This window comes from Kitasatospora sp. NPDC088346, from assembly GCF_044740765.1.
GTDB lineage: Bacteria > Actinomycetota > Actinomycetes > Streptomycetales > Streptomycetaceae > Kitasatospora.
In genome coordinates, this window is the sequence record NZ_JBIURH010000006.1 from 36,999 (window position 1) to 62,417 (window position 25,419).

Here is a 25,419-nt window from a genome sequence, read left to right on the forward strand (position 1 = left end):
TCCTCCTCGTCCGGCCGTTCCTACTGGACCCGCGGGCGGCTGCCGGAGGAGGCGGGCTCCTCCTCGACCTCGTCCGGCTCGTCGGGCAGGTGCACGTCGTTGACGGCGATGTTGACCTCGACCACCTCCAGGCCGGTCATCCGCTCCACGGCCGCGATGATGTTCTCCCGCACCTCGGCCGCCAGCCGGGGGATGACCACCCCGTACTCGACCACCAGGGCGATGTCGATCGCCGTCTGCCGCTCGCCGACCTCGGCCTTGATGCCGCGGCCGATGCTCGACTTCCCGCCGGGAACGCGGTCCCGCATCGCACTGAACGTCCGCGAGAAGCCGGAGCCGAGCGCGTGGATGCCGGAGACCTCGCGGGCGGCCATCCCGGCGATCTTCTCGATCACGCCGACCGCCATCGCCGTGCGTCCGCGTTCGGGCGTCACGGTGCCGCCGGCGCCGTGCTCGGAGGTGCTCTTCTGGAGGTCGGCGGGGGTCGGGGTCTGCGGCATGGCGGTCTCCTGGGGTCGCGATCCAGCTATATCGCACATCGGTCTCAACGATGACATTTCGCCCACAGCCCCGCGCGTCGCACCGAGCCCCGCCCGGCCCCGCCCGGCCCCGCCCGGCCCCGGAAACGGTCGGGCCCCGCCCCCGATGGATCGGGGGGCGGGGCCCGGACAGCCGGGGGCTCAGTCGCCGAGGCCGGCCAGGTCGCGCAGCCGGCGGGCCTGGGCGGCCCGCTCGGCGGCCCGCTGCTCGTCGTAGGAGCGGCCGGCCGCGCCCTGGAGCAGGGCCTTGGTCTCGGTGACCGCACTGCGGGGGGCGGCCAGCAGGGCGGCGACCAGGTCCCGGGCGGCCTCGTCCAGCTCCGCGGCGGGCACCGCGACGTTCGCCAGGCCGGTGGCCACGGCCTCCTCCGCGCCGACCCAGCGGCCGGTCGCGCAGATCTCCAACGCCCGCGCGAAGCCGACGAGTTCGGTGAGCGGCTTGGTGCCGGCCAGGTCGGGGACGAGGCCGAGCGAGGTCTCCTTCATGGCGAACTGGACGTCGTCGGCGACCACCCGGAGGTCGCAGCCGAGGGCGAGCTGGAATCCCGCGCCGACGGCGTGGCCCTGGACGGCCGCGATGCTGACCAGGTCCGGCCGGCGCCACCAGGTGAAGGCCTCCTGGTAGCCGGCGATGGCCTCGTCCAGGTCCTTGTCCTCGGCGGCGGCGAGCTGGAGGAAGGTGCGCTCGCCGGGGATCCCCTCGGGCGTGAACATCGCCCGGTCGAGCCCGGCGGAGAAGGAGACGCCCTCGGCGCGCAGCAGCACCACCCGGACGGTCCCGGGCAGGCTGCGGCCGGCCGCGGCGAGCGCCCGCCACATCGCGGGACTCTGGGCGTTGCGGCGCTTGGGGTGACAGAGCGTCACCAGGGCCAGCTCGCCGTCGAGCTCCAGGCGGACTCCGGCCTCTTCCCACTGCTGCGAGTCGGGGTGGGCTGCGGGCGCGGTCATAGGGGTACCTCCAGCGAAGGGGCAATTAACCTACTGGAGAGTAACAAAGTGCCGGACAAGTCGACAGGGTCGACTTCGGGAGGCTTCCGGAAATGACGATCGGCGGCCCGGGAAACCCGTCCGCCGATGCGTCTGGAACTGTCGACTGCGCGTTCTGCTGTGTGCCGCGCCCATTCGCGCAGTACCGGAACGGCGGCCCGGGCAAAAACCGCCGGCTGATGTGATGGAGAGTCAGGAACCTGCAGCGGCAGTAGCCTTGCTCTTGCCACGCGTCGCACCGCCGCGGCCGCGGAGATTCACTCCGGACTCGCTCAGCATGCGGTGCACGAAGCCGTAGGAGCGGCCCGTCTCCTCCGCGAGCGCGCGAATGCTCGCCCCGGAGTCGTACTTCCTCTTCAGATCGGCCGCGAGCTTCTCACGCGCGGCACCTGTCACCCGGCTGCCCTTTTTCAGAGTCTCGGCCACCCGTGCCTCCTCGTAGCTGTGCTCGGTCAGATTCCCATGATCACCCATAGCCAGGCTCCTGGCCACCCATTCGACAAGGTCGATACCGGGAAAGCGCAGTCTGCCGGTGGTGCTCGCTCCGCACAAGGGCGCTCACACAGGGTGCACGCGCCCCCCGCATTCCGCGCCACAGGTGATGAATCTGCTGATCAGCACGGGCAGCCCCGCCGCAAACCGCGGCGGGGCTGGGTCAAACGGAATCCCCCGCTCGGGGATTCCCGGGACGGGTCGAAGCTGAGTTCTTCTCCGCCGGACAGCGGATCCGGCGTCTACCCGCCGTCCGGTCCCGTCCCGGCGGCCGTACCGCCGCCGGACGGGCCCGGCACCGTCGGTACGGGCGGGGCCGGTGGCTCAGGCGAGCGAGACCAGGTCGTGGTACGCCGGGCTCCAGAGGTCCTCGACGCCGTCGGGCAGCAGGATGATCCGCTCCGGCTGGAGCGCGTCCACCGCACCCTCGTCGTGGGTCACCAGCACCACCGCGCCGGTGAAGGAGCGCAGCGCGCCGAGGATCTCCTCGCGGCTGGCCGGGTCGAGGTTGTTGGTGGGCTCGTCGAGCAGCAGCACGTTGGCGCTGGAGACCACCAGCGAGGCGAGCGCCAGCCGGGTCTTCTCGCCGCCGGAGAGCACGCCGGCCGGCTTGTCGACGTCGTCGCCGGAGAACAGGAAGGAGCCGAGGATCTTGCGGATCTGCACCAGGTCGGTGTCCGGGGCGGCCGAGCGCATGTTCTCCAGCACCGAGCGCTCGGGGTCGAGCGTCTCGTGCTCCTGCGCGTAGTAGCCGATCTTCAGGCCGTGGCCGGCGACCACCTCACCGGTGTCCGGCTCCTCGACCCCCGCGAGCATCCGCAGCAGGGTGGTCTTGCCGGCGCCGTTGAGGCCGAGGATGACCACCCGGGAGCCGCGGTCGATCGCCAGGCCCACGTCGGTGAAGATCTCCAGCGAGCCGTAGGACTTGGACAGGCCCTCGGCGGTCAGCGGGGTCTTGCCGCACGGGGCCGGGTCGGGGAAGCGCAGCTTGGCGACCTTGTCCGAGACGCGGACCTGCTCCAGGCCGGCCAGCAGCTTCTCGGCCCGGCGGGCCATGTTCTGCGCGGCGACGGTCTTGGTCGCCTTGGCCCGCATCTTGTCGGCCTGCGAGTTGAGCGTCGCGGCCTTCTTCTCGGCGTTGGCGCGCTCGCGCTTGCGGCGCTTCTCGTCGTCCTCGCGCTGCTGCTTGTACTGCTTCCAGCCCATGTTGTACACGTCGATGGCCGCGCGGTTGGCGTCCAGGTAGAAGACCTTGTTGACGACGGTCTCGACCAGGTCGACGTCGTGCGAGATGACGATGAAGCCGCCCTTGTAGGTCTTCAGGAAGTCCCGCAGCCAGGCGATCGAGTCGGCGTCCAGGTGGTTGGTCGGCTCGTCCAGCAGCAGGATGTCGGCGTCCGAGAACAGGATGCGGGCCAGCTCGACCCGGCGGCGCTGACCGCCGGAGAGGGTGTGCAGCTCCTGGCCGAGGATGCGGTCCGGCAGGCCGAGCGCCGCGGCGATGGTGGCGGCCTCGGCCTCGGCCGCGTAGCCGCCCTTGGTGAGGAACTCCGTCTCCAGGGCGGAGTACTTCTTCATCGCCTTCTCGCGGGTGGCGCCCTTGCCGTTCGCCATCCGGTCCTCGTTCTCGCGCATCTTCTTCAGCACGGTGTCGAGGCCTCGGGCGGAGAGGATCCGGTCGCGGGCCAGCACGTCGAGGTCGCCGGTGCGCGGGTCCTGCGGGAGGTAGCCGACCTGGCCGGAGTTGGTCACCGTGCCACCGGCCGGCAGGCCCTCGCCGGCCAGCACCTTGGTGAGGGTGGTCTTGCCGGCGCCGTTGCGGCCGACCAGTCCGATCCGGTCGCCCGGGGCGATCCGGAAGCTGGCGGACTCGATCAGGATGCGGGCGCCGGCGCGCAGCTCAAGGGCGGTGGCGGAAATCATGGCTGGGAATACTCCTGTGACGTGGGCATGGCTCGGCTTGCCGGGCGGGGTGGGGCGACACACGCGATCGGCGGCCCGGCCCGTCGGGGGCCCGGCCGGGCGGCGCTAATGCCCGAGGAGAACAGCCATGCCGACCAGTCTACCGGGCGCCGCCGCGAGCCCGGTGGGGAGCGCGGGCGGGCACCGGCGGGCACCGGCCGCTGCGCGGGGCCGGGGGCAGCGGTACCGGAACGGCGAAGGGTTCGGGAGCGGCGAAGGGTGCGGAGCGGGGGCAGGGTGCGGAGCGGGGGCGGTCAGGGCCGCGGGCAGGAGTCCTTGGCCGGCACCGCGGCGAACGGGGCCGGGGTGGCGCCGCAGACCGTCTCGGGAGCGCCCCTGCGGGTGTCGAAGACGTGGGTGCCCACGATCGGGCCGTCGTCGATGGCCACCCGGTAGCCGTCGACCCGGCGCAGCGCCACGTCCGGGCCGGCGTTGAGCATCGCGGTCTGGCCGCCGTCCAGCTCGAACACGCTGATCCCGCCCGGGAGGGCCCGGCCGAGGCCGTCGGTGGTGCAGGTGCGCGGCGCCAGGACGGCGTCGTCGGTGTGCACGGTGCGCAGCGGGTCGAAGGTGCAGCCGGCCTGCGGGCGCGAGTTGAACCGCAGGTCGCCGTCGCGGTCGCGGAAGCCCATGGTCAGCGAGGGGGTGACGATCGCCACCCAGGCCTCGGCGACCGAGGCCGGCTGGAGCGCGGCGGCGGCCCGCTTGACGGCGGTCGCGCGGCGTTCGGTCTCGGTCCGGTCTGCGGCGCCGGGCTCGGCGTCGGCCCGCAGCCAGTCGGCCAGGCCCGGTACGGCCCGGTGCCAGCGGACCGAGTGGTCGCTCGGACGGACCGAAGTGATCATGCCGTCGTCCCAGACCACCACGGCGTTCTCGCCGGCCATCGCCAGGTGCAGCGCGGTCGCGCCCTCCCGGCGGTAGGACCACAGGTGCTCGCCGGTGGACGGGTCGTAGGCCTCCAGGCCGGGCCCGACCTTGAGCTCCAGCCCGCCGGTGTCCAGCGACTGCGCGCCCACCGGGCTGGCGTCCGCGCCACCGGGCTCGGCCACCCGGTCGCCGAACGGCACCGGCCGGTTGGCGTGCGCGGCCGCGCCCGCACCGAGCACCAGCAGGACGGCGACGGCGGGCAGGGCCGAGCGGGGGGAGAGGCTGCGCAGCGGATTCCAGGACACGGGCGGAGCGTACCCCCCGCACGGATGTCCGTCAGCTCGACGCGGCCGCGCCCCCGGGCGGGTGACCGGCCCCGCGGCACGCCGGTGCGCCACCGCTCACCTGCGGTTGTCAGCGGGCCGTTCGTCCGGCCCGCGGCTGATCCGCCCTTCGGCACGCTGGACGGACTGTTACAGAGGTGATACAGGATGCAGTTCGACGACGATGCACCGCTGGACACCTCGCAGGTTCAGGGCCGGCGGGGGATCCGGGCCCGGCGGCCGACGGTCGGCGGCGATGCCCTCGCCCCGGCGCCGCCGCACGCCAGTGCGAACTGCCACTTTGGAGTGAAATGGGGCTTTTATGACGGCTCGTGGCCGTACTGTCGGGTGAGCCTTTCCCCGCCCGTCTGGAGAGCCCCATGCGACTCGGCCGCCTCACGCTGGCCGCCTCCGCGCTGCTTCTGGTCACCACCGCGAGCGTCCCGTCCGGCACGCCGCTGAGCCAGACCGGGCGGCACGCCGCACTCTCCTCGGACGTGGTCCGGCCGCGCGGCGCGGCGCCCCGGCCGGAGGTGCAACGGGCCCGGCACGAGGTGCCGTTCGGCGCCTTCGTCGGCTCCTGGGACAGCTACATCCCGAACATCGCCGCGATGGCCCGCTGGCTGAACGGCGCCAACATGCAGGTCGGCCACACCTACCTGGCGGGCAACGGGTGGAACGACGTCGAGGGCGAGACGACGGTGCTCGGCCTGTGGTCGCAGTGGCGGCAGGCGGACCCGGCCCGCCGGCTGGTGCTCGGCGTCCCGATGCTGGTGCCCAACGAGGCCGGGGTGCCGGACGCCGAGGTCGCCGGGCTGCTGGCCCGCGGCAACAAGGGCGAGTTCGACGCACACTTCCTGAAGCTGGCCCGGCAGCTGGTCGCCCTCGGCGGCGGGGACACCGTGATCACCCTCGGCTGGGAGATGAACGGTGTCACCTACACCAGCCGCTGCAAGCCCGACCCGACCACGTGGAAGGCCTACTGGCGCCGGATCGTCGGGGTGATGCGCTCGGTGCCCGGCCAGCACTTCGCGTTCGACTTCACCCCGACCCGCGGCCTGGACGCCGTCCCGTGGACGCACTGCTACCCCGGCGACGACGTGGTCGACATCATCGGGATGGACAGCTACGACCAGCCGGCCGGCGCCACCTTCGACGACTACGTCGCCGAGCCGTACGGGCTGCAGGACCAGGTCGAGTTCGCCGCCAAGCGCGGCAAGCCGGTCTCGTACCCCGAGTGGGGGCTGTTCCGCAACGGCGACAACCCGGTCTTCGTGACCAGGATGGTGGAGTGGATGCGCACCCACGACACCGCCTACCAGACCGTCACCGACTACTGCCCGCACGGCTTCTGGCAGTGCGGGCAGAACCCGAGGTCGGCCGCGCGCTACCAGCAGCTGATGTCCGGCTCGCAGGGCACGCCGTCGGGCGCCGCGGCCGGCCGGCCGGCGGGCGCGCCCGGGCAGGCGGAGCCGGCGCAGACGGCGTCAGCGCAGGCCGCGGGCGACTAGCGCCGCCTTCAGCCGCGGCATCCGGCTGCGCAGCACGCCCACCACCACCCCGCGCAGCCGCACCCGGCCCGCCCGGGCCGCGGCGAACGGGGCCAGTCGGCCGGGGCCCAGCACCAGCCGCTGGTTGTGCAGCCGGTCCGGGCGCCAGCGCTGCTTGTACGGCTCCTGGCCGCGCAGCAGGCTGAGCACCGGGATGCCCGCCTCCCTGACCTCGTCCAGCGCCACCCCGAAGAGCAGTCCGGCGATGTCCAGCCGCTCGCGCAGCGCCGGGTGCGCGCCGTACATGTAGAGGCCGCCGAAGGAGGGGCAGAGCACCAGCAGGTTGACCGCGACCAGCTCGCCGTCCAGCCAGTAGCGGTGCATGGCGGCCCGGCCGCCGGCCACCAGGGCGGTGGTGGAGTCGGTCAGGTGGGCGGCGAAGCGTTCCGTCCGGTGCTCGGGGGTCACGCCGCGGTCCTGCCACTGCAGGACGTGCAGCCGCAGCAGCGCCCGGACGGCCTCCGGCACCTCCTCGGGGGCGGTCGACCTGACCACCACCCCGGCCTCGGCGATCTTGCGCTGCTTGACCCGGCTGCGCTGCGCGGTCTTCCCGGGCAGGCGCTTCAGCAACTCCTCCATCGGCACGGCGGGCAGGTACTGGCAGAGCGAGTCCTCGAAACGGTGCCGGCGGCCGCGCCAGGCGCCGAAGAGCAGCTGGACGGCGGCGTCCGGACGCACCTCGTGCAGCTCCAGGCTGTGCCAGGGGCGGCGCAGCGGCAGGGCGGCCGCCAGCTCGGCGGCGGCGCGGTCGGCGCAGCCGTCGTCGAGCAGGACGTCGGTGAAGTCCACCAGGCCGCCGCCGAGGTTGGTCAGCCCGCCGAACCGGCCGCGGCGGCGCAGCGCGGCGGCGCCGACCAGCCGGCCGTCCCGGCGGACCAGCACCACCACCAGGTGGCCGGGCCGACCGTAGTGGCGCCACCAGGAGGCCAGCCAGCCGGCGGCCTGGAAGGAGGTCGCCGTGCGGCAGCGCGCCGCGAGCGCGTCCCACTCCCCGGCGAGCAGGTCGAGGGTGTCGTCGGCCCGGTGGACCTCGGCCGTCCAACGGGGGGCGGCGCCCTGCGCGGGCAGGCCGACCGCGGTCGCCTCGGTGGTCATCGGGGGCTCCCGACACTGCCGGCCGGCCGGCCGGCGCTCCCGGCGTCCTCGGTGTCCCGGTCCCCGGCGGTGGCGCCGCGCGGGCGGGGCGGGACGGGGGCGGTGCCCTCCTCGGCGGGGGCGGCGCCGGCCCGGCGGCGGGTCATCATCACCAGCGCGCCGACCAGCAGGCCGGCCGCCCCGCCGACGGCCGTGTCCAGCTGGGCGGAGGGCGTGGACGGCTTCTCCGGTTCGGCGGCGGCGGCCAGCGGCACCAGCCGGACGCCGGTCTCCTTGCTGCTGGTGTTGGCGAACGTGATCAGCGACCTGGCCACGGCGTCGGCCGCCCGGACGGCGTCCTGCGGCCGCGGCCCGGTGCCGGTGATGTCGATCACCGGGGCGTCCGGCGAGGTGGTGCCGCTGACCAGGCCGCCCAGCGCGGCCACCGTGTGCCCGGTCTCGGCCACCGCTCCGGCCAGCACCTGCGGCTGGCCGGCCAGCCGGCCGTACGCCTGCGCGAAGTTGACCGCGGCGGCGCCGTCCCCCCCTCGCTCCGGGACCACCACCACGTACGAGTCGGCCGCGTACGAGGGGCTCACCACCGCCGCGTAGCCGGCCCCGGCCAGGGCTCCCAGCGGGACGGCCACGGCCACCGGCCACCAGCGGCGGGCCAGCGCACGGGCGCTGAGGCGCAGATCGGACATCGGTAGCTCCTTGGATCGACGCAGCGGTGGTGCCACCGGGCCGCTGCGGACTGGCGGTTGGTTGGTTCAGACCCGGCCGGCGACGGCCCGGCGGGCGCGTACGGACGGGCTGTCGGCACGCCGGCTCCCCGCGGGCGGGCCGTCGGCGCGTGGGCTGCGGGCGGGCGGGCCGTCGGCGGCGCGGCCGACGCGGTCGTAGAGCCGGCCCAGCTCGGCGGCGATCCGGGCGATGTCGTAGTGCCGGACGGCCGGCGGCTGCGGCAGCGCGGCGCTGCGCCGGGCCCACAGCTCGCGCAGCGCCGCGGTGTAGGCGGCCGCCTCGGAGGGCAGTCGGACCGCCTCGGGGGCGGCCCGCGGGTCGAGCTCGTCGAGCGCCGGGCAGGCGCTGTGCCGGACCGGGAGGCCGGCCGCGAGCGCCTCCAGCACCGTCAGCCCGAAGGTCTCCCCGGCCGAGGGGGCGGCCAGCACGTCCATCGCGGTGAGCACGTCCGGCACGTCCTCGCGCTCACCGGTGAACCGGACGGCGCCGCGCACGCCGAGCCGTTCGGCGCGCTGCTCCAGGGCGGCCTGCTCGGGGCCGGCGCCGACCAGCAGCAGCCGGGGCTCGCGCAGCGCGGGGTGCCGATCGGCCTCGGCGCGCAGCGCGGCCAGCGCGTCGACCAGCACCTCGAACCGCTTCCCCGGCACCAGCCGCCCCACCCCGCCGACCACCCAGGCCTGTTGCGGCAGGCCCAGGTCGGTGCGGACGGTCTGCCGCAGGGCGGCCCGGGAGGCGGTCGGCAGCAGGTACGCGGCGGCGTCGATCCCGTTCGGCAGCAGCTGGACGCGGTCCGCCGGCACGCCCCAGTCGGCGAGGGTGCCGGCGACCTGGCCGGAGACCGCGACGGTGACGCTGCCGAGCCGCTCGGCGGCGAGGTAGAGCGCCCGCACGCCCCGGGAGGTGGGGCGGCCCTCGATCACCCCGGCGTGCAGCGAGTGCTCGGTGGCGACCACCGGCCGCACCCCGGCCAGCCGGGCCGCCAGCCGGCCGTACAGGCCGGCCCGGTAGAGGTGGGTGTGCACCAGGTCGTAGCCGCCGGAGCGGATCAGCCGGACGAGCCGGGGCAGCACGGCGAGGTCGCGGTTGCCGCGCATCGCGAGGTCGTGCACGGTGACGCCGTCGGCGCGCAGCGCGGCGGCCACCGTGCCGGGGTTGGTGAGGGTGGCCACCTCGCAGTGGTGCTCGCGGGGCAGGTGGCGCAGCATCAGCAGGAGCTGGCGCTCGGCGCCCCCGGAGGCGAGGCCGGTGATCACGTGCAGGACCTTCACGAGGACTCCCCGCGCCGGCGGACCGGGGTGGAGCGGCGCAGCCCGGTGACGGCGTCGCGCAGGCGGTGCCGGCCGGCCTTGGCCAGCAGCCGCAGCGCGCCGTCGCGGTCGCCGACGTAGCAGCGCGGCAGCGCGAACCGGCCGGTGAGCGGGGAGTGCTGGATCGCGCAGGCGTAGTCGTAGCCGGCGTCCCGGACGGCCAGGGTGGCGGGCAGGTCCACCGCGCCGTACGGGTAGCAGAAGCCGGTGACCGGGCCGCCGACCAGCTCCTCCAGAGCCCGGCGGCTCTCCCGGCACTGGGTGGCCAGCCGTTCGGCGGTCAGTCCGGGCAGCGCCTGGTGGCCGAGGCCGTGCGAGCCGATCTCCCAGCCCGCGGAGGCGAGTTCGGTGACCTGCCCGACGGTGAGCAGCTTCTTGCGCGGGCCTTCGCTGTCCCAGCCGTTCTCGGTGCCGAGCAGGTCGGGCACCACGTACGCGGTGGCGTTGAAGCCGAACTCGCGGAGCACCGGGACGGCGTGCCGGGCGAAGTCCGCGTACCCGTCGTCGAAGGTCAGGCCGACCAGGCCGGCGGCGTCGTCGCGGGCCTGCGCGTGCAGCAGTTCGCGGACGCTGACGCCGCGCCGGCCGGTGCGGTGCAGCCAGTCCATCTGGGCGGCGAACCGCCGGGGGCTCACGGTGAGCAGGTACGGGTCCTCCTCCTCGTCGGCCACCGAGTGGTACATCAGGATCCAGGGCGCCGGCCCGGTGGGCCCCGGCAGGGCCGGTCGGTGCGGATGCCGGGCGAGTTCAGCGTCCATGGGGCAGCTTCCCTTCAGCGGCCGTGGCAGGGGGGTTCAGCGCCCGGGCGAGGGCGAGGACGGGGCCGCGCACCTCGGCGGCGCCGAGCGCGGCGCCGAGCGCGGCGAAGGCGAGGACCACGGCGGCGCCGCCGAGCAGCGTGGACACCAGCGGGTTCTCGGACAGCCCGGCGGCCGGGGCGCCGACCGCGGCCGCGGCCACGGCGGCGGCCAGCAACCGGGCCTGGCCGGCGAGCACCCGGCGCAGGCGCAGCGCGATGCCGCGGAGCAGCAGTCCGTGCAGCAGCAGGGCGGCCGTGGTGGTGATGCCGGCCGCGTTGCCCGCGGCCAGGCCGAGCGCGCCGTAGCGGGCGGTGGCGGTGAGGCCGACCCCGACGGTGACCAGCAGCCCGAAGGCCATCGCGGCGACCGGGTACCAGTCGAGCAGCCGCCGGCCGCCGTCGTCGCTCCGCGGGTCGTCGGCCCGGCGGACCACCGGGCGCAGCGAGAAGAACGGCCGGACCAGCACGCCGATCATCGCCTGGGCCGGCAGCCCGAAGCTGTAGACCCGGATGACGGCGGCGGTGGCGGCGGTGTCGTGCGGGCCGAAGGCGCCGCGCTGGAAGAGCAGGGCGACCACCGAGGGGGCGCAGGCCATCAGGAAGGCGGTGCCCAGCAGCACCACGGCGGTGGCCTGGCCGAGGTCCTTCTCGACCCGGTCGCGGGCGGCCTTCAGATCCCCGGCGGCGAGGGCCCTGGCGACCAGCGGGAAGGTCACCGTGACGATCAGGATGCCTGCCGTCATGGCGAGTTGGGAGACCTTGGCGGCGTAGTTGAGGTGCGAGATGGTGCCCGGGGGGAGGCCGGAGCCGAGGTAGCGCTCGATGAAGACCTGCGCCTGGCGGGTGAGGGTGAAGGCCGCCACCGGCAGCATCGCCAGCGGGATCAGCACCAGGCCCTGGCCCGGGGTCCGGCGGCGGACCGGGCCGCGGCGACCGGCGCGCAGCCGGCCGAGGAACGGCCCGACCAGGACGCCGGCCATCAGCAGGCTGCCGAGGACGACGCCGAGCGCGGCCGAGCGCACGCCCCAGGCCGCCTGGCAGGTCAGCAGGACGGCGAGGATGCCGAGGTTGTAGGCGACGTAGATGGCGGCGGGTGCGGTGAACCGGTGGTGCGCGCGCAGCGCCGAGCCGAGGTAGCCGGCCACGCCGAACGGCAGCACCGTGAAGGCCGTGATCCTGGTGCAGGTGACGGCGAGGGCGGGGTCGGCCAGTCCGGGGGCGAGCAGGGCGACCAGCTGCGGGGCACCGAGCGCGGCCGCGGCCGACACGGCGCACAGCGCGAGCAGCAGCCAGGGCAGCGTGGCGCGGATCAACTGCCTTACCGGGTCCGGGCCGTGGGGGCGTTCCTCGCGCAGCACCAGGGCCAGGCTGAAGGCCGGCACCATGAGGAAGGCCATCGCGTCCTCGATCAGCAGCGGTGCGGCCGTCTCGGGGACCGTCCAGGCGACCAGGAAGGCGTCGGTGCCCTGGTCGGCGCCGAAGTAGCGGGCCAGCAGCAGGTCGCGCAGCAGCCCGCAGGCCGAACCGGCCGCGCTGAGCAGGGCGGTGACCCCGAAGGCCTTGGCCAGGAAGCCCCGGCGGCCCGGCGCGGCGTGGGCCGGACCGGGCGGGCCCGGCGGATGCGGCCGGCCCGGTGGCTCCGGGTCGACCGAGCGGGCCGGCGGGATCCCCGCGACGACCGCTCGGGCGGGTCGGTCGGTGGTCATTCGGCGTACGCTCCGCGGGAGTCCGGTCCGGGCAGGGCGGACCGGGCGGCGAGGCCCAGCACCACCGAGGTGAGCACCGTGGTGGTGCCGCCGATGTCGGCGTACAGGTAGTCGACGCTCACCCAGGCGAGCAGGGCGAGGGCCGCCAGGGCCGGGCCGCCGGGCCGGCGGAGGCAGCCGGTCAGCAGCGTGAGGAAGAGCGCCAGGTAGGCGACGACGCCGACCAGGCCCTGCTCACTGAGCACCAGGAAGTACATGTTGTGCGGGGAGAGCAGCGGTTCGCGCTGGAAGCCGATGGTCGCGTCGGCGGCGTCGCTGCCGGAGGACAGCCGCAGCGGGGCGTGGCTGTCGCGCAGCCGCTGGAAGGCCTTCGGGCCGGCTCCGGTGACCGGGTGGTCCTGCCAGATCCGTCCGGCGGTGGTCCACAGGTCGTAGCGGTCGCTGACCGACTGGTCGGGGGCGGCGGAGACCGAACCGATGCTGCTGAGCCGGTCGGTGACGCCGGAGGCGCCGAGCCCGAGGCCGCCGACCAGCACCACGGCGGCCGCCGCGGCGAGCACCGCGGACCGTACCGCGAGGCGGGCGTCGGCGCGCAGCAGCAGGACGGTGGCGGCGACCGCGCAGGCGATCCAGCTGCCGCGGCTGAACGAGACGGCGAGCGGGAAGAGCAGGAAGGCGGCGGCGCCGGTCATCGCCAGCCGCAGCCGGCGGTCGCCGCCCGGTCCGCGCTCCCCGAGGGCGAGCGCCGTGGCGGCGAGCAGCCCGAAGCTGACCACGGTGGACATCCCCATGATGTCCAGCGCGCCGAAGGTGCCGACCGCCCGGATCGGCTGCCCGGTGTAGGAGGCGCCGGTGCGGGTGAGGTACTGGTGGGCGCCGACCACGCCCTGGACCAGCGCGGCGGCGACGAAGGAGCCGAGCACGATCCGCTGGTCCCGGCCGTCCCGCAGCGCGCACACCACGGCGGCGGGGACGAGGACGAAGACCTGCACCAGCCGGACGAAGCCGGTGACGCTGGCGGCCGGGTCGATCGAGGTGAGGGTGGCGGCGGCGGCCGCCAGCACGATGCCGCCGAGGAGCAGCGCGGCCGTGCAGTCCAGCCGGCGGGTGCGGCCGCGCAGCAGGTCCAGCGCGGTGACCGCGACGAGGGCCAGCGAGGCCAGGTCCGCCGCGGTGATGTGGACGGCCGCGGTGACGTCCTTCTCGCCGGTCGGCAGGCAGACCAGCAGGATGGTGGCGGCGGCCAGCAGGCTGGGCCGCGCGGTCACTATCGCGGCCGCCCGGCGGAGGGCCGGGCCCGCGGCCGGGGCGGGCCGCTGGAGGGTGAACGCCATCTCAGCTCCCGTCCGGGTGCAGCATCAGGGCGGCGGTGCGGAGCAGGATCTTGGCGTCCTGCCACAGGCTCCAGCCCTCGATGTAGCGGTTGTCGAAGCGGGCCCGGTCCTCGATCGAGGTGTCGCCGCGCAGCCCGTTCACCTGGGCCAGGCCGGTCAGGCCGACCGGCACCCGGTGGCGGTCGGCGTACTCGGGGTAGGCCTGGCCGAAGCGCATCACGAAGTACGGGCGCTCGGGCCGGGGGCCGACCAGGCTCATGTCGCCGCGCAGCACGTTCCACAGCTGTGGCAGTTCGTCCATCGAGCTGCGGCGCAGCAGGCGGCCGACGGCGCCCATCCGGTGGTCCTGGGAGATGTTCCAGCGGGTCGCGGACTCGTGCTCGTTGCTGGGGCGCAGGGTGCGGAACTTGAGGACGGTGAACACCTTGCCGTCCAGGCCGGTGCGCTGCTGGCGGAAGAGCACGCCGGGGCCGGTGTCGAAGCGGACGGCCACCGCGCAGACGGCCAGCAGGGGGGAGAGGGTGAGCAGGCCGAGGCCGGCGGCGGCGATGTCCAGGGCGCGTTTGGCGGGCCAGCCGCTGCGGCGCATCGCCGAGCGGGCCAGCGGCAGGCAGGGGAAGCCGTACAGGTGGTCGGTGGGGAAGCGGCCGAGCGGACCGTACTCGCGCAGCGCGGGCACCAGCCAGACCTGGCAGCCGAGCCGGGCGGCCTCGCGCAGGGCGGCGGCGGTCTCGGCCTCGTCGGCGGCGCCCTCGGTGGCCACCACGTGGTGGATGCGCCGGCGGCGGATCTCGCGCTCCAGCACCTCGCGGCCACCGAGCACCGGGAGCCGGGCGTCGTCGGCGAGCAGCACCGGGTCGGGGTCGACGTAGCCGACCGGGCGCAGCCCGTACTCGCGGCGTTCGGTGAGGGCGGCGGCGATCCGCTGGCCCAGCTGGCCCGCGCCCAGGACCAGCACCGGGCTGGGGCGGCGGCGGCGGGCCTTGCGCAGCAGGTGGTAGGCGATCCCCCGGCCGCAGGTGGCGAGCAGCAGGATGCCGGCCACCAGGGCGGCGAGCCGCAGCGGGGTGGCGGGGCCGAAGCCGGGCCAGTGGCCGTCCAGGCAGCCGGCCAGGGTGACCGCGAAGGCGGTGGCCACGGCGGACCGGGCGGCGAGGGCGGGCACCTCGTCCAGGGCGGAGAGGCTGAGCCGGTTGCGGTAGAGGCCGCCGGCGAGGTTGAGCGGCAGCAGCAGGGGGAGCACCGCGGCGGCGCCGGCCAGCGGGTGCAGGCCGGGGGCGGCGGTGCCGGCCTGGGCGCCGTAGACGGCGAGGCTGTCGACGGCGACCAGCGAGAGCGGCAGGACGGCCCGGGAGCGGAACGGCCTGCGGTGCCGGCCGAGGCTCGGCGCGGAGCGGGTGCGGGCACCCGACGGCCGGTCGAGCAGCCCGGTGGCGAGCCGCCGCGGCGCCGGCAGGGAGCTGCCCGGCCGCGGCCCGCTCTCGTGGTCAATGGTCATCTGCGCACGAACTCCCCTGCTGTTCACCCGCCGTGGCGGGACAGCCGGAGCCGGGGTCGCGCCGGCACGGCGATCCCGGCCCGGTGGACGCGGTCCGGGTAAGCACCTGCTGCCTCGGGCGGCTATCGGCCGTCTCCCCGGTCGACCTCGCGGGGGTCTACCAGGAGAAACGGGAACGAAACAGGCAAAATCAGACATTAGCGAACGCTGCCTGCACGACGGGGAGTTGACGTGCCACGTCCGCCACCCGCCCATTAGTCGGACTGTCGGATGTCAACCCTCAGCCCTGTGGGTCAGGCGCGGACACGGCAGCACCGTCGCGGCACGCGTTCACGGTCTGAGAAACGATCAGGAGCGCTCCGGGACACGGGCCGCACGCCCCACGGGCACCACCGCTCCCGGCCGCAGCGAGCCGTACACGGCGGCCACCTGCCGGACCACCTCCCGGATGTCGTGCCGCTCGACCACGTGCGCGCGGGCCAGCGCGCCACGGCGTTCGCACCCGACCGGATCGGTCAGCGCCCGCACCATCCGTGCGGCCAGGGCGGCCGGGTCGCCCGGGGCCACCAGGGCGGCCGCCGCCTCCCCCGGCGGCAGGCACTCGCGGGCCCCCGGCACGTCCGAGATCAGCACCGGGCGGCCCGTCGCCATCGCCTCCAGCGGGGCCAGCGCCATCCCCTCCCAGCGCGACGGGAGCACCACCAGGTCGGCCGCCGCCAGCCACGGCCTGGGGTCGCCCACGTCGCCCGCCAGCAGCACCCGGGACGGATCGGGCAGCGCACGCACCCGGTCCGCGAGCGGGTCGGCGTCCGGCCCGCCGCCGACCAGGGCCAGCCGGGCCGCCGGCACCAGGGCCGCCACCTCGGACCAGGCGTCCAGCAGCACGTCCTGCCCCTTCTGCCGGCACAGCCGCCCGACGCAGACCGCGAGCGGGGAACGGGGATCCAGGCCCAGCCCGGCGCGGGCGGCCCGCCGGGCGGCGGCGTCGGCCGCGGCGAAGTGGCGCACGTCCACCCCGTTGGGCACCACCCGCCAGTCACCGTCCACCCCGGCGGCCACCCCGTCCACCCGCTCCTGCTCGCTGACGCACAGCAGCACCCGGGCCCAGCGGGCGGCGAACCGCTCCCAGGCCACCGTGGCGGCGGCCATCGGCCCCCCGACGGCGGCGAAGGACCAGGCGTGCGGCTGGAACACCGTGGGCACCGCGCCCCGCACGGCCAGCCGGCCCGCCAGGCCCGCCTTCGCACTGTGCAGGTGCAGGACGTCGGGGGCGGCCCCGCGAACGATCCTGCGCAGCCGCACCGCCTCCCCCAGGGTGGCCGGGCCCGGCGAGCGGCCGGCCGGCCAGTCCAGCACCTCGGCCCCGGCGGCGGCGGCCCCGGCGGCCAGCCGGCCGCCGGGCGGGCAGGCCACCAGGACCCGGCAGCCCGTCTCCCGCTGGCCACGGACCAGGTCCACCACCACCCGGGCGACTCCGCCGTCCACGGGCTGCGAGATGTGAAGGATCGTCATGCGCACGGCCGTGAGCCTAGGTCGGCGCGGGGCCCGGGCCGGGGTCGCTTCACCCGTCCCGGGGAACCGGGCCACCCGTACGGCACGCCGGTCGCACGGGCGTTCCCCGGCGGCGTACGGGCGTACGGGCCTGGCGGACCCACCGGCCGGGGCGGGCCGGTGCGGTCGCCGGTGGGTCAGGCCAGCTCGTCCGCGAGCTTGGCGAGCACCGCGTCGTGGATCCGGTTCAGGCCCTTGGGGGCGAAGGTCCGCTCGAAGAAGCCGCCGATGCCGGTGGCGCCCTGCCAGCTCGCCTCCACGCTCACCCGGGCGCCGGTCTCGCCGACCGCCGACACCGTCCAGGTGATCACCATGGTGGAGTTGGCGTCCGTCTCCACCAGCTTCTCGGGGCTCGGCTCGGTCACCGTGAACAGGCAGTCCCGGACGCGCTTCTCGGTCGCCTGCAGCCGCCAGTGCACCTGGGTCCCGGCGCCGGTGCCGCCGGCCCGCACCTCGTACTCGCTGTACTGCGCCGGCAGCAGCCGCGGACGGACGGTGGTGTAGTCCGCCAGTGCCTCGTACACCTGCTTGGGGGTGGCCTGGTAGACGCGTTCCGTGCCGGCCTGCACCTTGCCCATGTGACTGCTCTCCTTCTGCTGTCCGGACGATCGCCGTCGCACGGTGATCCGCACCAGCCAACCACCTGCCCGGCCGCCGCCCAAACCGGCCCGGAATTCGCGCGGGCCCCCGGAACCGGCGGGTTAGGCTGGCCGGGTGCTCGATCAGGTGACCGCAGTCCGCTATGTCGATCCGCTGCGCGCGGGTGGTTCGGTGCCGGGTGTCGTCGAGACCGACGACCTGGGCACCTACGTGGTGAAGTTCGCGGGCGCCGCGCAGGGCCGCAAGGCGCTGGTGGCCGAGGTGATCGTCGGCGAGCTGGCCCGGCGGCTCGGGCTGCGGGTCCCCCCGCTGGTCCTGGTGGACTTCGACCCAGCGGTGGCGGCCGACGAGCCGGACCCGGAGATCCAGGACATCCTGCGCGCCAGCGCCGGGCTCAACCTGGGCATGGACCTGCTCCCCGGCGCCCGCGACTACCGCCCCGGACTCCTGGACGTCGACCCCGTCGAGGCCGGCCGGGTGGTCTGGCTGGACGCGCTGACCGGCAACGTGGACCGCACCACCGCCAACCCCAACCTGATGGTCTGGCACGACCGGCTGTGGCTGATCGACAACGGCGCCGGGCTGGTCTTCCACCACCGCTGGTCCGGCGCCGCCGCCTCCCTGCTGAAGGCCTACCCGATGGCCGCGCACGCGCTCGGCGGCCACCGGCCGGACGTCCGGGCCGCCGACGCGGCGCTCGCGCCGCTGGTCACCGAGGAACTGCTGCGGGAGGTGGTCGCCCTGGTGCCGTCCGAGTGGCTGGCCGACGAGCCCGGCTTCGCCGACGAGTCGCAGCTGCGAGCGGCGTACGTGGCGCAGCTGGCGGCGCGGGCGGCCGGTTCCGCCGCCTGGCTGCCGACCTGCTTCGCCACCCCGGAGGAGCAGCGGGCCGCGGAGGCCGAGCGGGCGGCGGCCACCCTGGCCGCGCGGCCGGACTGGCTCAAGCAGGTGCCGAACCGGCACGGGCTGGCCCCCGTGGAGGCCGACTGGAGCCGGCACATCGGCTGACCGGCGGCCCGGTGCGGGCCCGGCGGCGGCCTGTGCGCGGCGGCCCGGTGCGGGCCCGGCGGCGCCCTGCCGCCGGGCCGTGAACGGCGAACCCCGCCCGGGCGCGGGGCCCGGGCGGGGCGGAGGGCTGCGGCGTGAGCCGGGACGTCAGTCCCGGATCACCAGCGCCACCACTGCGCGGCCTTGGCCGCGTTGATGACACCGGCACCGTAGAAGCCGTTGTTCGAGGTGCTGCCCTCGCAGACCGCCTTCCACGCGCCGTCGCCGGACGGGTCGTAGCTCGCCGGGCAGGCGTGCTGGTCCGCCTGGTGGACGAGCATGGCGCGCAGCTCGTCCGGGCCGGCCCACGGGTGGGTGGAGGCCAGCAGCGCGACCACGCCGGTGGTGTGCGGCGAAGCCATCGAGGTGCCCTGCATGTAGGCGTATCCGCCGCGGACGGTGGAGAGCACCCGGCCGTTCTTGTCGGGGGTGTCGGGCAGCTGGTAGCGGGAGTCGCCGCCGGGGGCGGCCACCGTCACCTTGCCCTTGCCGTAGGTGGAGTAGAAGGACTTGTCGCCCTTGACGCCCACGGAGGAGGTCACCACGACGCCGGGCACCTCGGTCGGCAGGACCAGGCAGTTGGCGTCGATCGGGCGCTCGACCGGGGTGGTGTCGTCGGGGCTGGTCGGGTCGACGGTCTTGTGGGCCAGGTCGTAGTTCTCGTTGCCGGCGGCGGCGACGTTCAGGACACCGTTGCGCTGCGAGAAGGCCACCGCCCGGCGGACGGCCGTGGAGACGGCCGCCTGGTCGGGTTCGCTCTTGCAGTTGAACAGCCACGGGTCGATGTAGTAGCTGTTGTTGGTCACCTTGAAGTGGTGCTCACCGGCCCAGACGAAGCCGCAGATGGCGTACTCCGGGTAGATGAAACCGCCGTCGTCGACGACCTTGACCGCCGCCAGCCGGACGCCCGGGGCGATGCCCTCGACGCCCTTGCCGTTCTTGGCGGCCGCGATGGTGCCGGCCACGTGCGTGCCGTGGTCGCTGGTGGTGGGCTGCCAGGCGGCGTAGTCGGTGTTCGGCTTGCCGCCCTCGATGCAGGAGGCGGAGAGCGAGGCGTCCACGTTGGCGGCCAGGTCCTCGTGCTTGGCGTCGATGCCGGAGTCCAGCACGCCGACCACGACGCGGCGGCTGCCGAGGGTGGTCTCGTGGGCCTTGTCCACGCCGATCTGCCGCATGTCCCACTGGTTCGCCCAGAGCGGCTCGGAGCCGTCGGTCGGGGTGGCACCCGCGGAGACCCGCTCCACGGTGGACTCCACGTCGGCGGCGACGATGCCGGCCGTCCGGCTGGCGCCGACCGAGTCGATGCCGCGGACGTGCCGCAGCTTCGCCGCGAAGCCGGTGTCGGCGGACCGGGCGATCACCACGCCGATCTGCTCGTACGCGTAGACCACCGTGCCGCCGGCCTTGGTGATCTCCTTCTGGGCCTTCTTCACCTGGCCGTGGTCGGCCTGGGTGTTCACCACATAGCTGAGCAGGGGCCCGGCCGCCGGAGCGTCCGATCCGGCTGCCGCGGCGGTGCCGGCCGGCAGCGCGATCGAGCCGGCGGTGGCGAGCGCGAGACCTGCCGCCGCGAGCCGCGCCCGACGTATCCGAGGAAGTCTCATAGGGGATGGCCCTCCCGAGTCTCGTGGTGCCCCGCTGGTGGCAGGAACACGTAAGTGGGTGGGACGGTAGTGATTATCGGATCGCTTCCGCAAGGGTGCCGACAGGAGCGATCCGCGACGGCCCGGGAAAGGCACGCCTGACCAGCTGATGTGACGTCAGGTAACTTGGCTGTCAGCTGAGGTGTCGGAATCCAGCCGGTAGAGCCGGCTCGCGTTGGCGCCGGACAGCCCGGCCTCGATCGCGGCGGCGTCCGCCGCGGTACAGGCCCCGTCGCGCCGCCAACCGGCCAGCAGCCGCTCCAGCGCGTGCCGGTACTGGGCGGCGCCGACCAGGTACAGCTCGGGCAGGCCGTACGCGTCGGAGGAGAACAACACCTTGCCGAACGGCGCCAGTTCGAGCACCTCGCCGAGCACCTCGGCGGCCCGCGGACCGGTGTACGAGAGGGTGAGACCGACGTCCACGTGCACGTGGGGGAAGCAGTGCGCCAGCCAGGCGGCCTGCCGGTGGTACGGGTAGCAGTGCAGCAACACCAGCGGCACGCCGGTGGGTTCGACCGCGCGGACGAAGTCCACCAGCAGCGCCGGATCGGCGCGGTGGAGGCTGAGGTCCGGGTCGCCGAAGCCGGTGTGCAGCTGGATCGGCAGCCCCAGGTCGACCGCCTGCCACAGCAGGTGGTGCAGCAGGACGGGATCGGTGAGCCGCTCGCGCGGCCCGGCCAGCCACGCGCCCGCCGCCCGGACCACCTCGGCGCGGCCCGGCGGGGCCGCCGGGACGGCCAGCCCGTGCCGGTACGCCAGCACCGACTTCACCGCCACCGCGTCCGCGCAGGCGTCGGCGAGCGCCCGGGCCAGCGCCCGCGGCCAGTCGGCCGGCTCGGCCACCACGCCGGCCGCGACCGTCTCCAGCCGGACCACCTCGTGCACCCGGGCGCCCGAGGCCCGGGCGAGGGCGGCGAGCGGGAGCAGCGGGCGGCCGGCCGCGACGGTCAGGCCGGTGTCCACCAGGCAGGCGCTCAGTCCGGCGGCGGCGAGCAGCCGCCGGGTGACCCCGGCCGTCCCCAGCTCGCGCCGCCGGGCCAGGTAGGCAGCCGGGTCGGCGTGGGCCGGCAGTCCGAGGGCGGGCGGGCACCAGCGGCGGACGGCGAGGCCGAGCGCGCTGGCGAACGGGTCGGTGCCCGCCGCGGGCGGGCGGTCGGACTCGGTGAGCAGGGTGCCGAGCATCGCGTCGTCCGGCTCCTCGGGGCCCGGTGCGAGCACGCTGTGGCAGTGCTGGTCGATCAGCACGCGGTCACCAGCGCAGCCGGGTCGCCGCGATCACGTCCTCGGCCGGCCACCCGGCGAACAGCGCCGTCTCGGCCTCCCGGACGGCCAGCACCGCCGAGTGCAGCTCCTCGCCGAGTGCCGTCCGCAGCACGTCCGACGCCTTGAAGGCGGCGGCCGCCTCCGCCAGGTCGGCGGGCAGCCGCTCGGCGTAGCCGGAGTCCGCCGGATCCCCCGACATCTCGGGCGGCAGCCGCAGCCCGCGGTCGATCCCGTCGAATCCGGCCGCCAGTACGCCACCGACCGCCAGGTACGGGTTGGCCGCCGCGTCGAAGCACTTCACCTCGGCGTTGGCCTGCTCCGGCACGGAACCGGGGATCAGCCGCAGCGCCGCCTCGCGGTTCTCCCGCCCCCAGCACCGGTAGGGGCCCGCCCAGCGCCCGGGCACCAGGCGCAGGTAGCTGGCCACGCTCGGCGCGCCGAGCGCGAGCAGGGCGGGCAGCTCCGCCAGCACCCCGGCGAGGAAGGCCTCGCCCTCCGCGGTCAGCCCGTACCGGCCGGGGCCGGTGCCGCCCAGGTTCCGCCCGGCGCGTCGGAGACTGACGTGCAGGTGCCCGCCGTTTCCGACGCCGCCCGGGGTGACGGCGGGGGCGAAGGAGGCGTCCAGCCCGTGCCGCACCGAGACGGCCTGCACGGTGTGCCGCACCAGCAGGGCGGTGTCCGCGGCCTCGACCGGGCCGGCCGGGGCGGTCGACACCTCGAACTGGCCGACGGCGTACTCCGGGTGGATCTGCAGGACCGTCAACCCCTGCTCCCGCAGGGCCCGCAGGACGTCCCGGAGGTAGTCGGACAGCCCGATCAGGCGCCGCATCCCGTACGCGGGACCGGCCCCGGCGCCGTCGACCACCACCCACTCGGTCTCGAAGCCCGCCCGAACCTCCAGGCCGCGCCGCCCGGCCTCGGCCGCCATCCGGCCGGTGAAGAGCCGCTGGCAGCCCGGGTGCGGCTCGCCGTCCTGGACGTAGCGGTCGGCCGGGGCCCAGGCCCAGCCGGGCTGCGCGGCCAGCACGGTGAGGCCGGCGAGGTCCGGGACGAGGCGCAGGTCACCGACCGGTCCGCCGGTCGGGGCCATCGAGTCGTCCACCAGGAAGGCGTCGAAGCAGGGCGCGGCGCCCACGCCCCACTCGGCCGCGTGCGGCAACTGCTCGACCGGGACGGCCTTCACCCGGTGCAGGCCGGCGTTGTCGACCCAGCCGAGCACCACCCCGTCCACCCCGTCGGCGCCCAGCCGGTCGGCGGCGGTGCGGGCGCGGGCGGCTCGTTCGGCGCGGGGCTGCAGCGTGCTCATGCGCCCATGCTGCCGTCCGGGTCGGCCGTGCACCGACCGCCGGCCGGTCCGTTCACCCGACCGGCGGACACGCCGGTCCGGCGCCGGGTACCCCGACACCCCCGGCAAACCTCATGTGGCGCACGTCACATCGGGTTCCGAAATTTCCGGGGACTCTTTCCCCGCTTACGCTAGTGTCGTAGCAAGCGGGGAGACATTCCCCGGAAGCATCCGCCACGGGGGTCGAAGGGAGCGCCAGATGATCACCACCAACACTCCGACCCCGAAGCTCCGGGCGGACGCCAGTCGCAACCGGGCCCGGATCATCGACGCGGCCCGGGAGGCCTTCGTCGAGCACGGCGCCGACGTCCCCTTCGACGAGATCGCGCGACGGGCCGGTGTCGGCAACGCGACGCTCTACCGCAACTTCGCCGACCGGCGCGAGCTGATCCACCACGTGACGCTCTCGGTGCTGGACCGCGTGGTGGAGCACGCCGAGCGCGCCATGGCCGAGGAGCCGGACGCCTTCGCGGCCCTCACCCGCTTCGCCCACGCCTCGGCCGACGAGCGGATGGGCGCCCTGTGCCCGCTGCTCTCCGACCACATCGACAAGAACGACCCGGAGATGGCCGACGCCAAGGCCAGGCTCCAGGAGACCACCACCGAGGTGGTCGCCCGGGCCCACGCCTCCGGACAGCTGCGCGAGGACGTGGGGGTCGGTGACTTCGTCATCGCCATCACCCAGCTCACCCGCCCGCTGCCCGGCACCAAGTGCCTGGACATCGACCAGTTCGTCCACCGCCACCTGCAGCTGTTCCTGGACGGCATGCAGGCCCCGTCCCGATCCGCCCTGCCCGGCCGCGCCGTGACGCTGGAGGACCTGACGCCGCGCGCCTGACGCCGGCCCCGCCTCCCGCACCCGTCCCGCACGCCTCAGATTGCCCGTCCGCCCGACCCGTACGTCCTGCACTTCCTGCACGACCCGCACGACCGTTTTCGCCCGTCCCGCACCACCTCCCTGACTTTTCCGCTCTCTCGCACACAAGTGGGTACCCCCATGTCCGAAACAGCCCTGCAGCCCGATCCGCGGCGGTGGAAGGCACTCATCTTCATCGGCCTCGCCCAGCTGATGGTCGTCCTGGACGCGACGGTCGTGAACATCGCGCTCCCCTCGGCCCAGGCCGACCTGCACATATCCGACGGCAACCGGCAGTGGGTGATCACCGCCTACGCGCTGGCCTTCGGCGGCCTGCTGCTCTTCGGCGGCCGGATCGCCGACCTGTGGGGCCGCAAGCGGACCTTCACCGTCGGCCTGATCGGCTTCGCGCTCGCCTCCGCGATCGGCGGCATGGCCGCCAACACCGGCATGCTGCTCGGCGCCCGCGCCCTGCAGGGCGTGTTCGGCGCGCTGCTCGCCCCGGCCGCGCTGTCGCTGCTCGCGGTGATGTTCACCGACGCCAAGGAGCGCGCCAAGGCGTTCGGCATCTACGGCGCGATCGCCGGCGGTGGCGGTGCCATCGGCCTGATCCTCGGCGGCCTGCTCACCGAGTACCTGAACTGGCGCTGGACCTTCTACGTCAACATCCCGTTCGCCCTGGTCGCCGTCGCGGGCGCCGTGCTGGTGATCCGCGAGCCGGTCGGCAGCCAGAACCGCAACCGCCTGGACATCCCCGGCGTGCTGCTGGTCACCACCGGCCTGGTCTCCCTGGTCTACGGCTTCACCCGCGCCGAGTCGCACGGCTGGACCTCCGCCAGCACCGTGGGCCTGTTCGTCGCCGCCGCCGTCCTGCTGCTCGCGTTCGTCCTGGTGGAGAGCAAGGTCAAGGCCCCGCTGCTGCCGCTGCGGGTCGTCACCGAGCGCAACCGCGGTGGCGTCTACCTGTCGCTGGGCCTCGCCGTGATCGGCATGTTCGGCCTGTTCCTCTTCCTGACCTACTACCTGCAGGTCGTGCTCGGCTACACCCCGGTCGTCACCGGCCTGGCCTTCCTGCCGATGGTGGCGGGCATGATCACCGGCTCGACCCAGATCGGCGCCCGCCTGATGACCCGGGTCGCCCCGCGCTACCTGATGGCGCCCGGCTTCCTGGTCGCCGCGCTGGGCATGCTGATCTTCACCCGGATCGGGATCTCCACCTCGTACTGGGAGCTGCTGCCCGGTCTGATCCTGATGGGCCTCGGCATGGGCACCGCGTTCATGCCGGCGATGAGCATGGCCACCCACGGGGTGAAGCCGCAGGACGCCGGTGTGGCCTCCGCCATGGTGAACACCTCCCAGCAGGTCGGCGGCGCGATCGGCACCGCCCTGCTGAACACCATCGCGACCAGCGCCTTCACCGCGTACCTGACCTCCCACCACGAGGGTCCGGAGCAGCTGATCAAGCTCCAGGCCATGGTGCACAGCTACTCCACCGCCATCTGGTGGTCGGTGGGCATCCTGGTGCTGGCCGCCGGCATCGCCTTCACCCTGATCAACACCGGCCGTCCGGACGCCCACCAGGCCTCCGGCGCCGACTCGGACGAGCTCGCCGTGCCGGTCATGGCGCACTGACCCCACGTCCCACCCCGCTGCGGCCCGCCCGGTACCCACCGGGCGGGCCGCGGTGCGTCCGGGGCACGCCGGCGCGGCGGACGACAACCGGCGGGCCCCGGTGGCCGGTTGTCGTCACCGGCCACCCCCTTCCTCCCCCGGGGCAACTCCGATACAGTGACCGCACGCACCACTGCCGGGCTTCGGGAGCCGCACCGGCAGGGCTGCGGCCGTGTGTGATCGACGGCCGCCCGGTGTTCTGCTTCCCGGGCCCTCAGGGCCTCCTCAGCGCAGTCCTTCAGAGTCGCTTCCTTCTTCTCT

General features: G+C 74.9%; 21 protein-coding genes. 4 read left to right on the forward strand and 17 right to left on the reverse strand.

Annotated elements, in window-relative coordinates; all coding sequences use genetic code 11:
- Positions 1-20 precede the first annotated feature (20 nt).
- From ACIOFR_RS11040 to ACIOFR_RS11060, 5 genes are all read right to left on the reverse strand, one after another.
- A complete protein-coding gene (locus ACIOFR_RS11040) occupies positions 21-500 on the reverse strand; it encodes an Asp23/Gls24 family envelope stress response protein (RefSeq protein ID WP_400994834.1) in 480 nt (159 codons plus the stop codon).
- A 180-nt stretch (positions 501-680) separates the two neighbouring features.
- Positions 681-1,487, reverse strand: a complete 807-nt coding sequence (locus ACIOFR_RS11045) for an enoyl-CoA hydratase/isomerase family protein (protein ID WP_400994836.1) — start codon at positions 1,485-1,487, stop codon at positions 681-683.
- Between the two features lie 231 nt (positions 1,488-1,718).
- Entirely contained in the window at positions 1,719-1,952 is a 234-nt protein-coding gene (locus tag ACIOFR_RS11050; RefSeq protein ID WP_400994838.1) for a helix-turn-helix domain-containing protein, read from the reverse strand.
- Between the two features lie 390 nt (positions 1,953-2,342).
- A complete protein-coding gene (gene abc-f / locus ACIOFR_RS11055; protein ID WP_400994840.1) occupies positions 2,343-3,941 on the reverse strand; it encodes a ribosomal protection-like ABC-F family protein in 1,599 nt (532 codons plus the stop codon).
- Positions 3,942-4,234: 293 nt separating this feature from the next.
- Positions 4,235-5,152: a hypothetical protein gene (locus tag ACIOFR_RS11060; protein ID WP_400994843.1), complete on the reverse strand. Its 918-nt coding sequence runs from the start codon at positions 5,150-5,152 to the stop codon at positions 4,235-4,237.
- A gap of 398 nt (positions 5,153-5,550) precedes the next feature.
- Here ACIOFR_RS11060 and ACIOFR_RS11065 point away from each other — a divergent pair, with 398 nt between their 5' ends.
- A complete protein-coding gene (locus ACIOFR_RS11065; protein WP_400994846.1) occupies positions 5,551-6,681 on the forward strand; it encodes a glycoside hydrolase family 26 protein in 1,131 nt (376 codons plus the stop codon).
- Here the strand turns inward: ACIOFR_RS11065 and ACIOFR_RS11070 are convergent.
- From ACIOFR_RS11070 to ACIOFR_RS11110, 9 genes are all read right to left on the reverse strand, one after another.
- Complete coding sequence (locus ACIOFR_RS11070) at positions 6,658-7,815, reverse strand: GNAT family N-acetyltransferase (RefSeq protein WP_400994849.1); 1,158 nt, start codon at positions 7,813-7,815, stop codon at positions 6,658-6,660. The two genes, ACIOFR_RS11065 and ACIOFR_RS11070, sit on opposite strands and share 24 nt — an antisense overlap.
- Positions 7,812-8,498, reverse strand: coding sequence for a lipopolysaccharide biosynthesis protein (locus ACIOFR_RS11075; RefSeq protein WP_400994852.1), 687 nt, complete (start codon positions 8,496-8,498; stop codon positions 7,812-7,814). The genes ACIOFR_RS11070 and ACIOFR_RS11075 overlap by 4 nt, the downstream gene beginning before the upstream one ends.
- Positions 8,499-8,564: 66 nt before the next feature.
- On the reverse strand, positions 8,565-9,806 hold the full coding sequence (locus ACIOFR_RS11080; RefSeq protein WP_400994854.1) for a glycosyltransferase: 1,242 nt from the start codon (positions 9,804-9,806) through the stop codon (positions 8,565-8,567).
- Positions 9,803-10,603, reverse strand: coding sequence for a polysaccharide deacetylase family protein (locus tag ACIOFR_RS11085; RefSeq protein ID WP_400994857.1), 801 nt, complete (start codon positions 10,601-10,603; stop codon positions 9,803-9,805). The genes ACIOFR_RS11080 and ACIOFR_RS11085 overlap by 4 nt, the downstream gene beginning before the upstream one ends.
- Entirely contained in the window at positions 10,593-12,350 is a 1,758-nt protein-coding gene (locus ACIOFR_RS11090) for a lipid II flippase MurJ (RefSeq protein WP_400994860.1), read from the reverse strand. The genes ACIOFR_RS11085 and ACIOFR_RS11090 overlap by 11 nt, the downstream gene beginning before the upstream one ends.
- Positions 12,347-13,684 (reverse strand): O-antigen ligase family protein, encoded by a 1,338-nt coding sequence (locus tag ACIOFR_RS11095; RefSeq protein WP_400994863.1) that lies wholly within the window; start codon positions 13,682-13,684, stop codon positions 12,347-12,349. Before ACIOFR_RS11095 ends, ACIOFR_RS11090 begins: the two co-directional genes overlap by 4 nt.
- A gap of 1 nt (position 13,685) precedes the next feature.
- Positions 13,686-15,182 carry a sugar transferase gene (locus ACIOFR_RS11100; RefSeq protein WP_400994865.1) on the reverse strand — a complete coding sequence of 499 codons (1,497 nt, stop codon included), beginning with the start codon at positions 15,180-15,182 and terminating at the stop codon, positions 13,686-13,688.
- Between the two features lie 348 nt (positions 15,183-15,530).
- On the reverse strand, positions 15,531-16,694 hold the full coding sequence (locus ACIOFR_RS11105) for a glycosyltransferase (RefSeq protein ID WP_400994867.1): 1,164 nt from the start codon (positions 16,692-16,694) through the stop codon (positions 15,531-15,533).
- Between the two features lie 176 nt (positions 16,695-16,870).
- Positions 16,871-17,311, reverse strand: coding sequence for an SRPBCC family protein (locus ACIOFR_RS11110; RefSeq protein WP_400994869.1), 441 nt, complete (start codon positions 17,309-17,311; stop codon positions 16,871-16,873).
- Positions 17,312-17,447: 136 nt separating this feature from the next.
- On the opposite strand from ACIOFR_RS11110, the gene ACIOFR_RS11115 reads away from it, so the two are divergent.
- Positions 17,448-18,341 carry a HipA family kinase gene (locus tag ACIOFR_RS11115; protein WP_400994872.1) on the forward strand — a complete coding sequence of 298 codons (894 nt, stop codon included), beginning with the start codon at positions 17,448-17,450 and terminating at the stop codon, positions 18,339-18,341.
- 158 nt (positions 18,342-18,499) lie between these two features.
- On the opposite strand, the gene ACIOFR_RS11120 is transcribed toward ACIOFR_RS11115, so the two are convergent.
- The 3 genes from ACIOFR_RS11120 to ACIOFR_RS11130 form a co-directional block, all read right to left on the reverse strand.
- Complete coding sequence (locus tag ACIOFR_RS11120; RefSeq protein WP_400994874.1) at positions 18,500-19,984, reverse strand: S8 family peptidase; 1,485 nt, start codon at positions 19,982-19,984, stop codon at positions 18,500-18,502.
- Positions 19,985-20,140: 156 nt separating this feature from the next.
- A complete protein-coding gene (locus tag ACIOFR_RS11125; RefSeq protein ID WP_400994877.1) occupies positions 20,141-21,268 on the reverse strand; it encodes an amidohydrolase family protein in 1,128 nt (375 codons plus the stop codon).
- A gap of 4 nt (positions 21,269-21,272) precedes the next feature.
- Positions 21,273-22,592 (reverse strand): glutamine synthetase, encoded by a 1,320-nt coding sequence (locus ACIOFR_RS11130; protein WP_400994880.1) that lies wholly within the window; start codon positions 22,590-22,592, stop codon positions 21,273-21,275.
- Between the two features lie 238 nt (positions 22,593-22,830).
- Between ACIOFR_RS11130 and ACIOFR_RS11135 the strand changes: the two genes are divergently transcribed.
- Entirely contained in the window at positions 22,831-23,469 is a 639-nt protein-coding gene (locus ACIOFR_RS11135; protein WP_400994882.1) for a TetR/AcrR family transcriptional regulator, read from the forward strand.
- Positions 23,470-23,628: 159 nt separating this feature from the next.
- On the forward strand, positions 23,629-25,119 hold the full coding sequence (locus ACIOFR_RS11140; protein ID WP_400994885.1) for an MFS transporter: 1,491 nt from the start codon (positions 23,629-23,631) through the stop codon (positions 25,117-25,119).
- Positions 25,120-25,419 lie beyond the last annotated feature (300 nt).

Bases quoted from the DNA above. Each gene is read 5' to 3' on its own strand.
- ACIOFR_RS11040 (WP_400994834.1), bottom strand. From the start codon at position 500: ATGCCGCAGACCCCGACCCCCGCCGACCTCCAGAAGAGCACCTCCGAG.
- ACIOFR_RS11045 (WP_400994836.1), bottom strand. From the start codon at position 1,487: ATGACCGCGCCCGCAGCCCACCCCGACTCGCAGCAGTGGGAAGAGGCC.
- abc-f (WP_400994840.1), bottom strand. From the start codon at position 3,941: ATGATTTCCGCCACCGCCCTTGAGCTGCGCGCCGGCGCCCGCATCCTG.
- ACIOFR_RS11065 (WP_400994846.1), top strand. From the start codon at position 5,551: ATGCGACTCGGCCGCCTCACGCTGGCCGCCTCCGCGCTGCTTCTGGTC.
- ACIOFR_RS11070 (WP_400994849.1), bottom strand. From the start codon at position 7,815: ATGACCACCGAGGCGACCGCGGTCGGCCTGCCCGCGCAGGGCGCCGCC.
- ACIOFR_RS11075 (WP_400994852.1), bottom strand. From the start codon at position 8,498: ATGTCCGATCTGCGCCTCAGCGCCCGTGCGCTGGCCCGCCGCTGGTGG.
- ACIOFR_RS11085 (WP_400994857.1), bottom strand. From the start codon at position 10,603: ATGGACGCTGAACTCGCCCGGCATCCGCACCGACCGGCCCTGCCGGGG.
- ACIOFR_RS11090 (WP_400994860.1), bottom strand. From the start codon at position 12,350: ATGACCACCGACCGACCCGCCCGAGCGGTCGTCGCGGGGATCCCGCCG.
- ACIOFR_RS11095 (WP_400994863.1), bottom strand. From the start codon at position 13,684: ATGGCGTTCACCCTCCAGCGGCCCGCCCCGGCCGCGGGCCCGGCCCTC.
- ACIOFR_RS11100 (WP_400994865.1), bottom strand. From the start codon at position 15,182: ATGACCATTGACCACGAGAGCGGGCCGCGGCCGGGCAGCTCCCTGCCG.
- ACIOFR_RS11105 (WP_400994867.1), bottom strand. From the start codon at position 16,694: ATGACGATCCTTCACATCTCGCAGCCCGTGGACGGCGGAGTCGCCCGG.
- ACIOFR_RS11110 (WP_400994869.1), bottom strand. From the start codon at position 17,311: ATGGGCAAGGTGCAGGCCGGCACGGAACGCGTCTACCAGGCCACCCCC.
- ACIOFR_RS11120 (WP_400994874.1), bottom strand. From the start codon at position 19,984: ATGAGACTTCCTCGGATACGTCGGGCGCGGCTCGCGGCGGCAGGTCTC.
- ACIOFR_RS11130 (WP_400994880.1), bottom strand. From the start codon at position 22,592: ATGAGCACGCTGCAGCCCCGCGCCGAACGAGCCGCCCGCGCCCGCACC.
- ACIOFR_RS11135 (WP_400994882.1), top strand. From the start codon at position 22,831: ATGATCACCACCAACACTCCGACCCCGAAGCTCCGGGCGGACGCCAGT.
- ACIOFR_RS11140 (WP_400994885.1), top strand. From the start codon at position 23,629: ATGTCCGAAACAGCCCTGCAGCCCGATCCGCGGCGGTGGAAGGCACTC.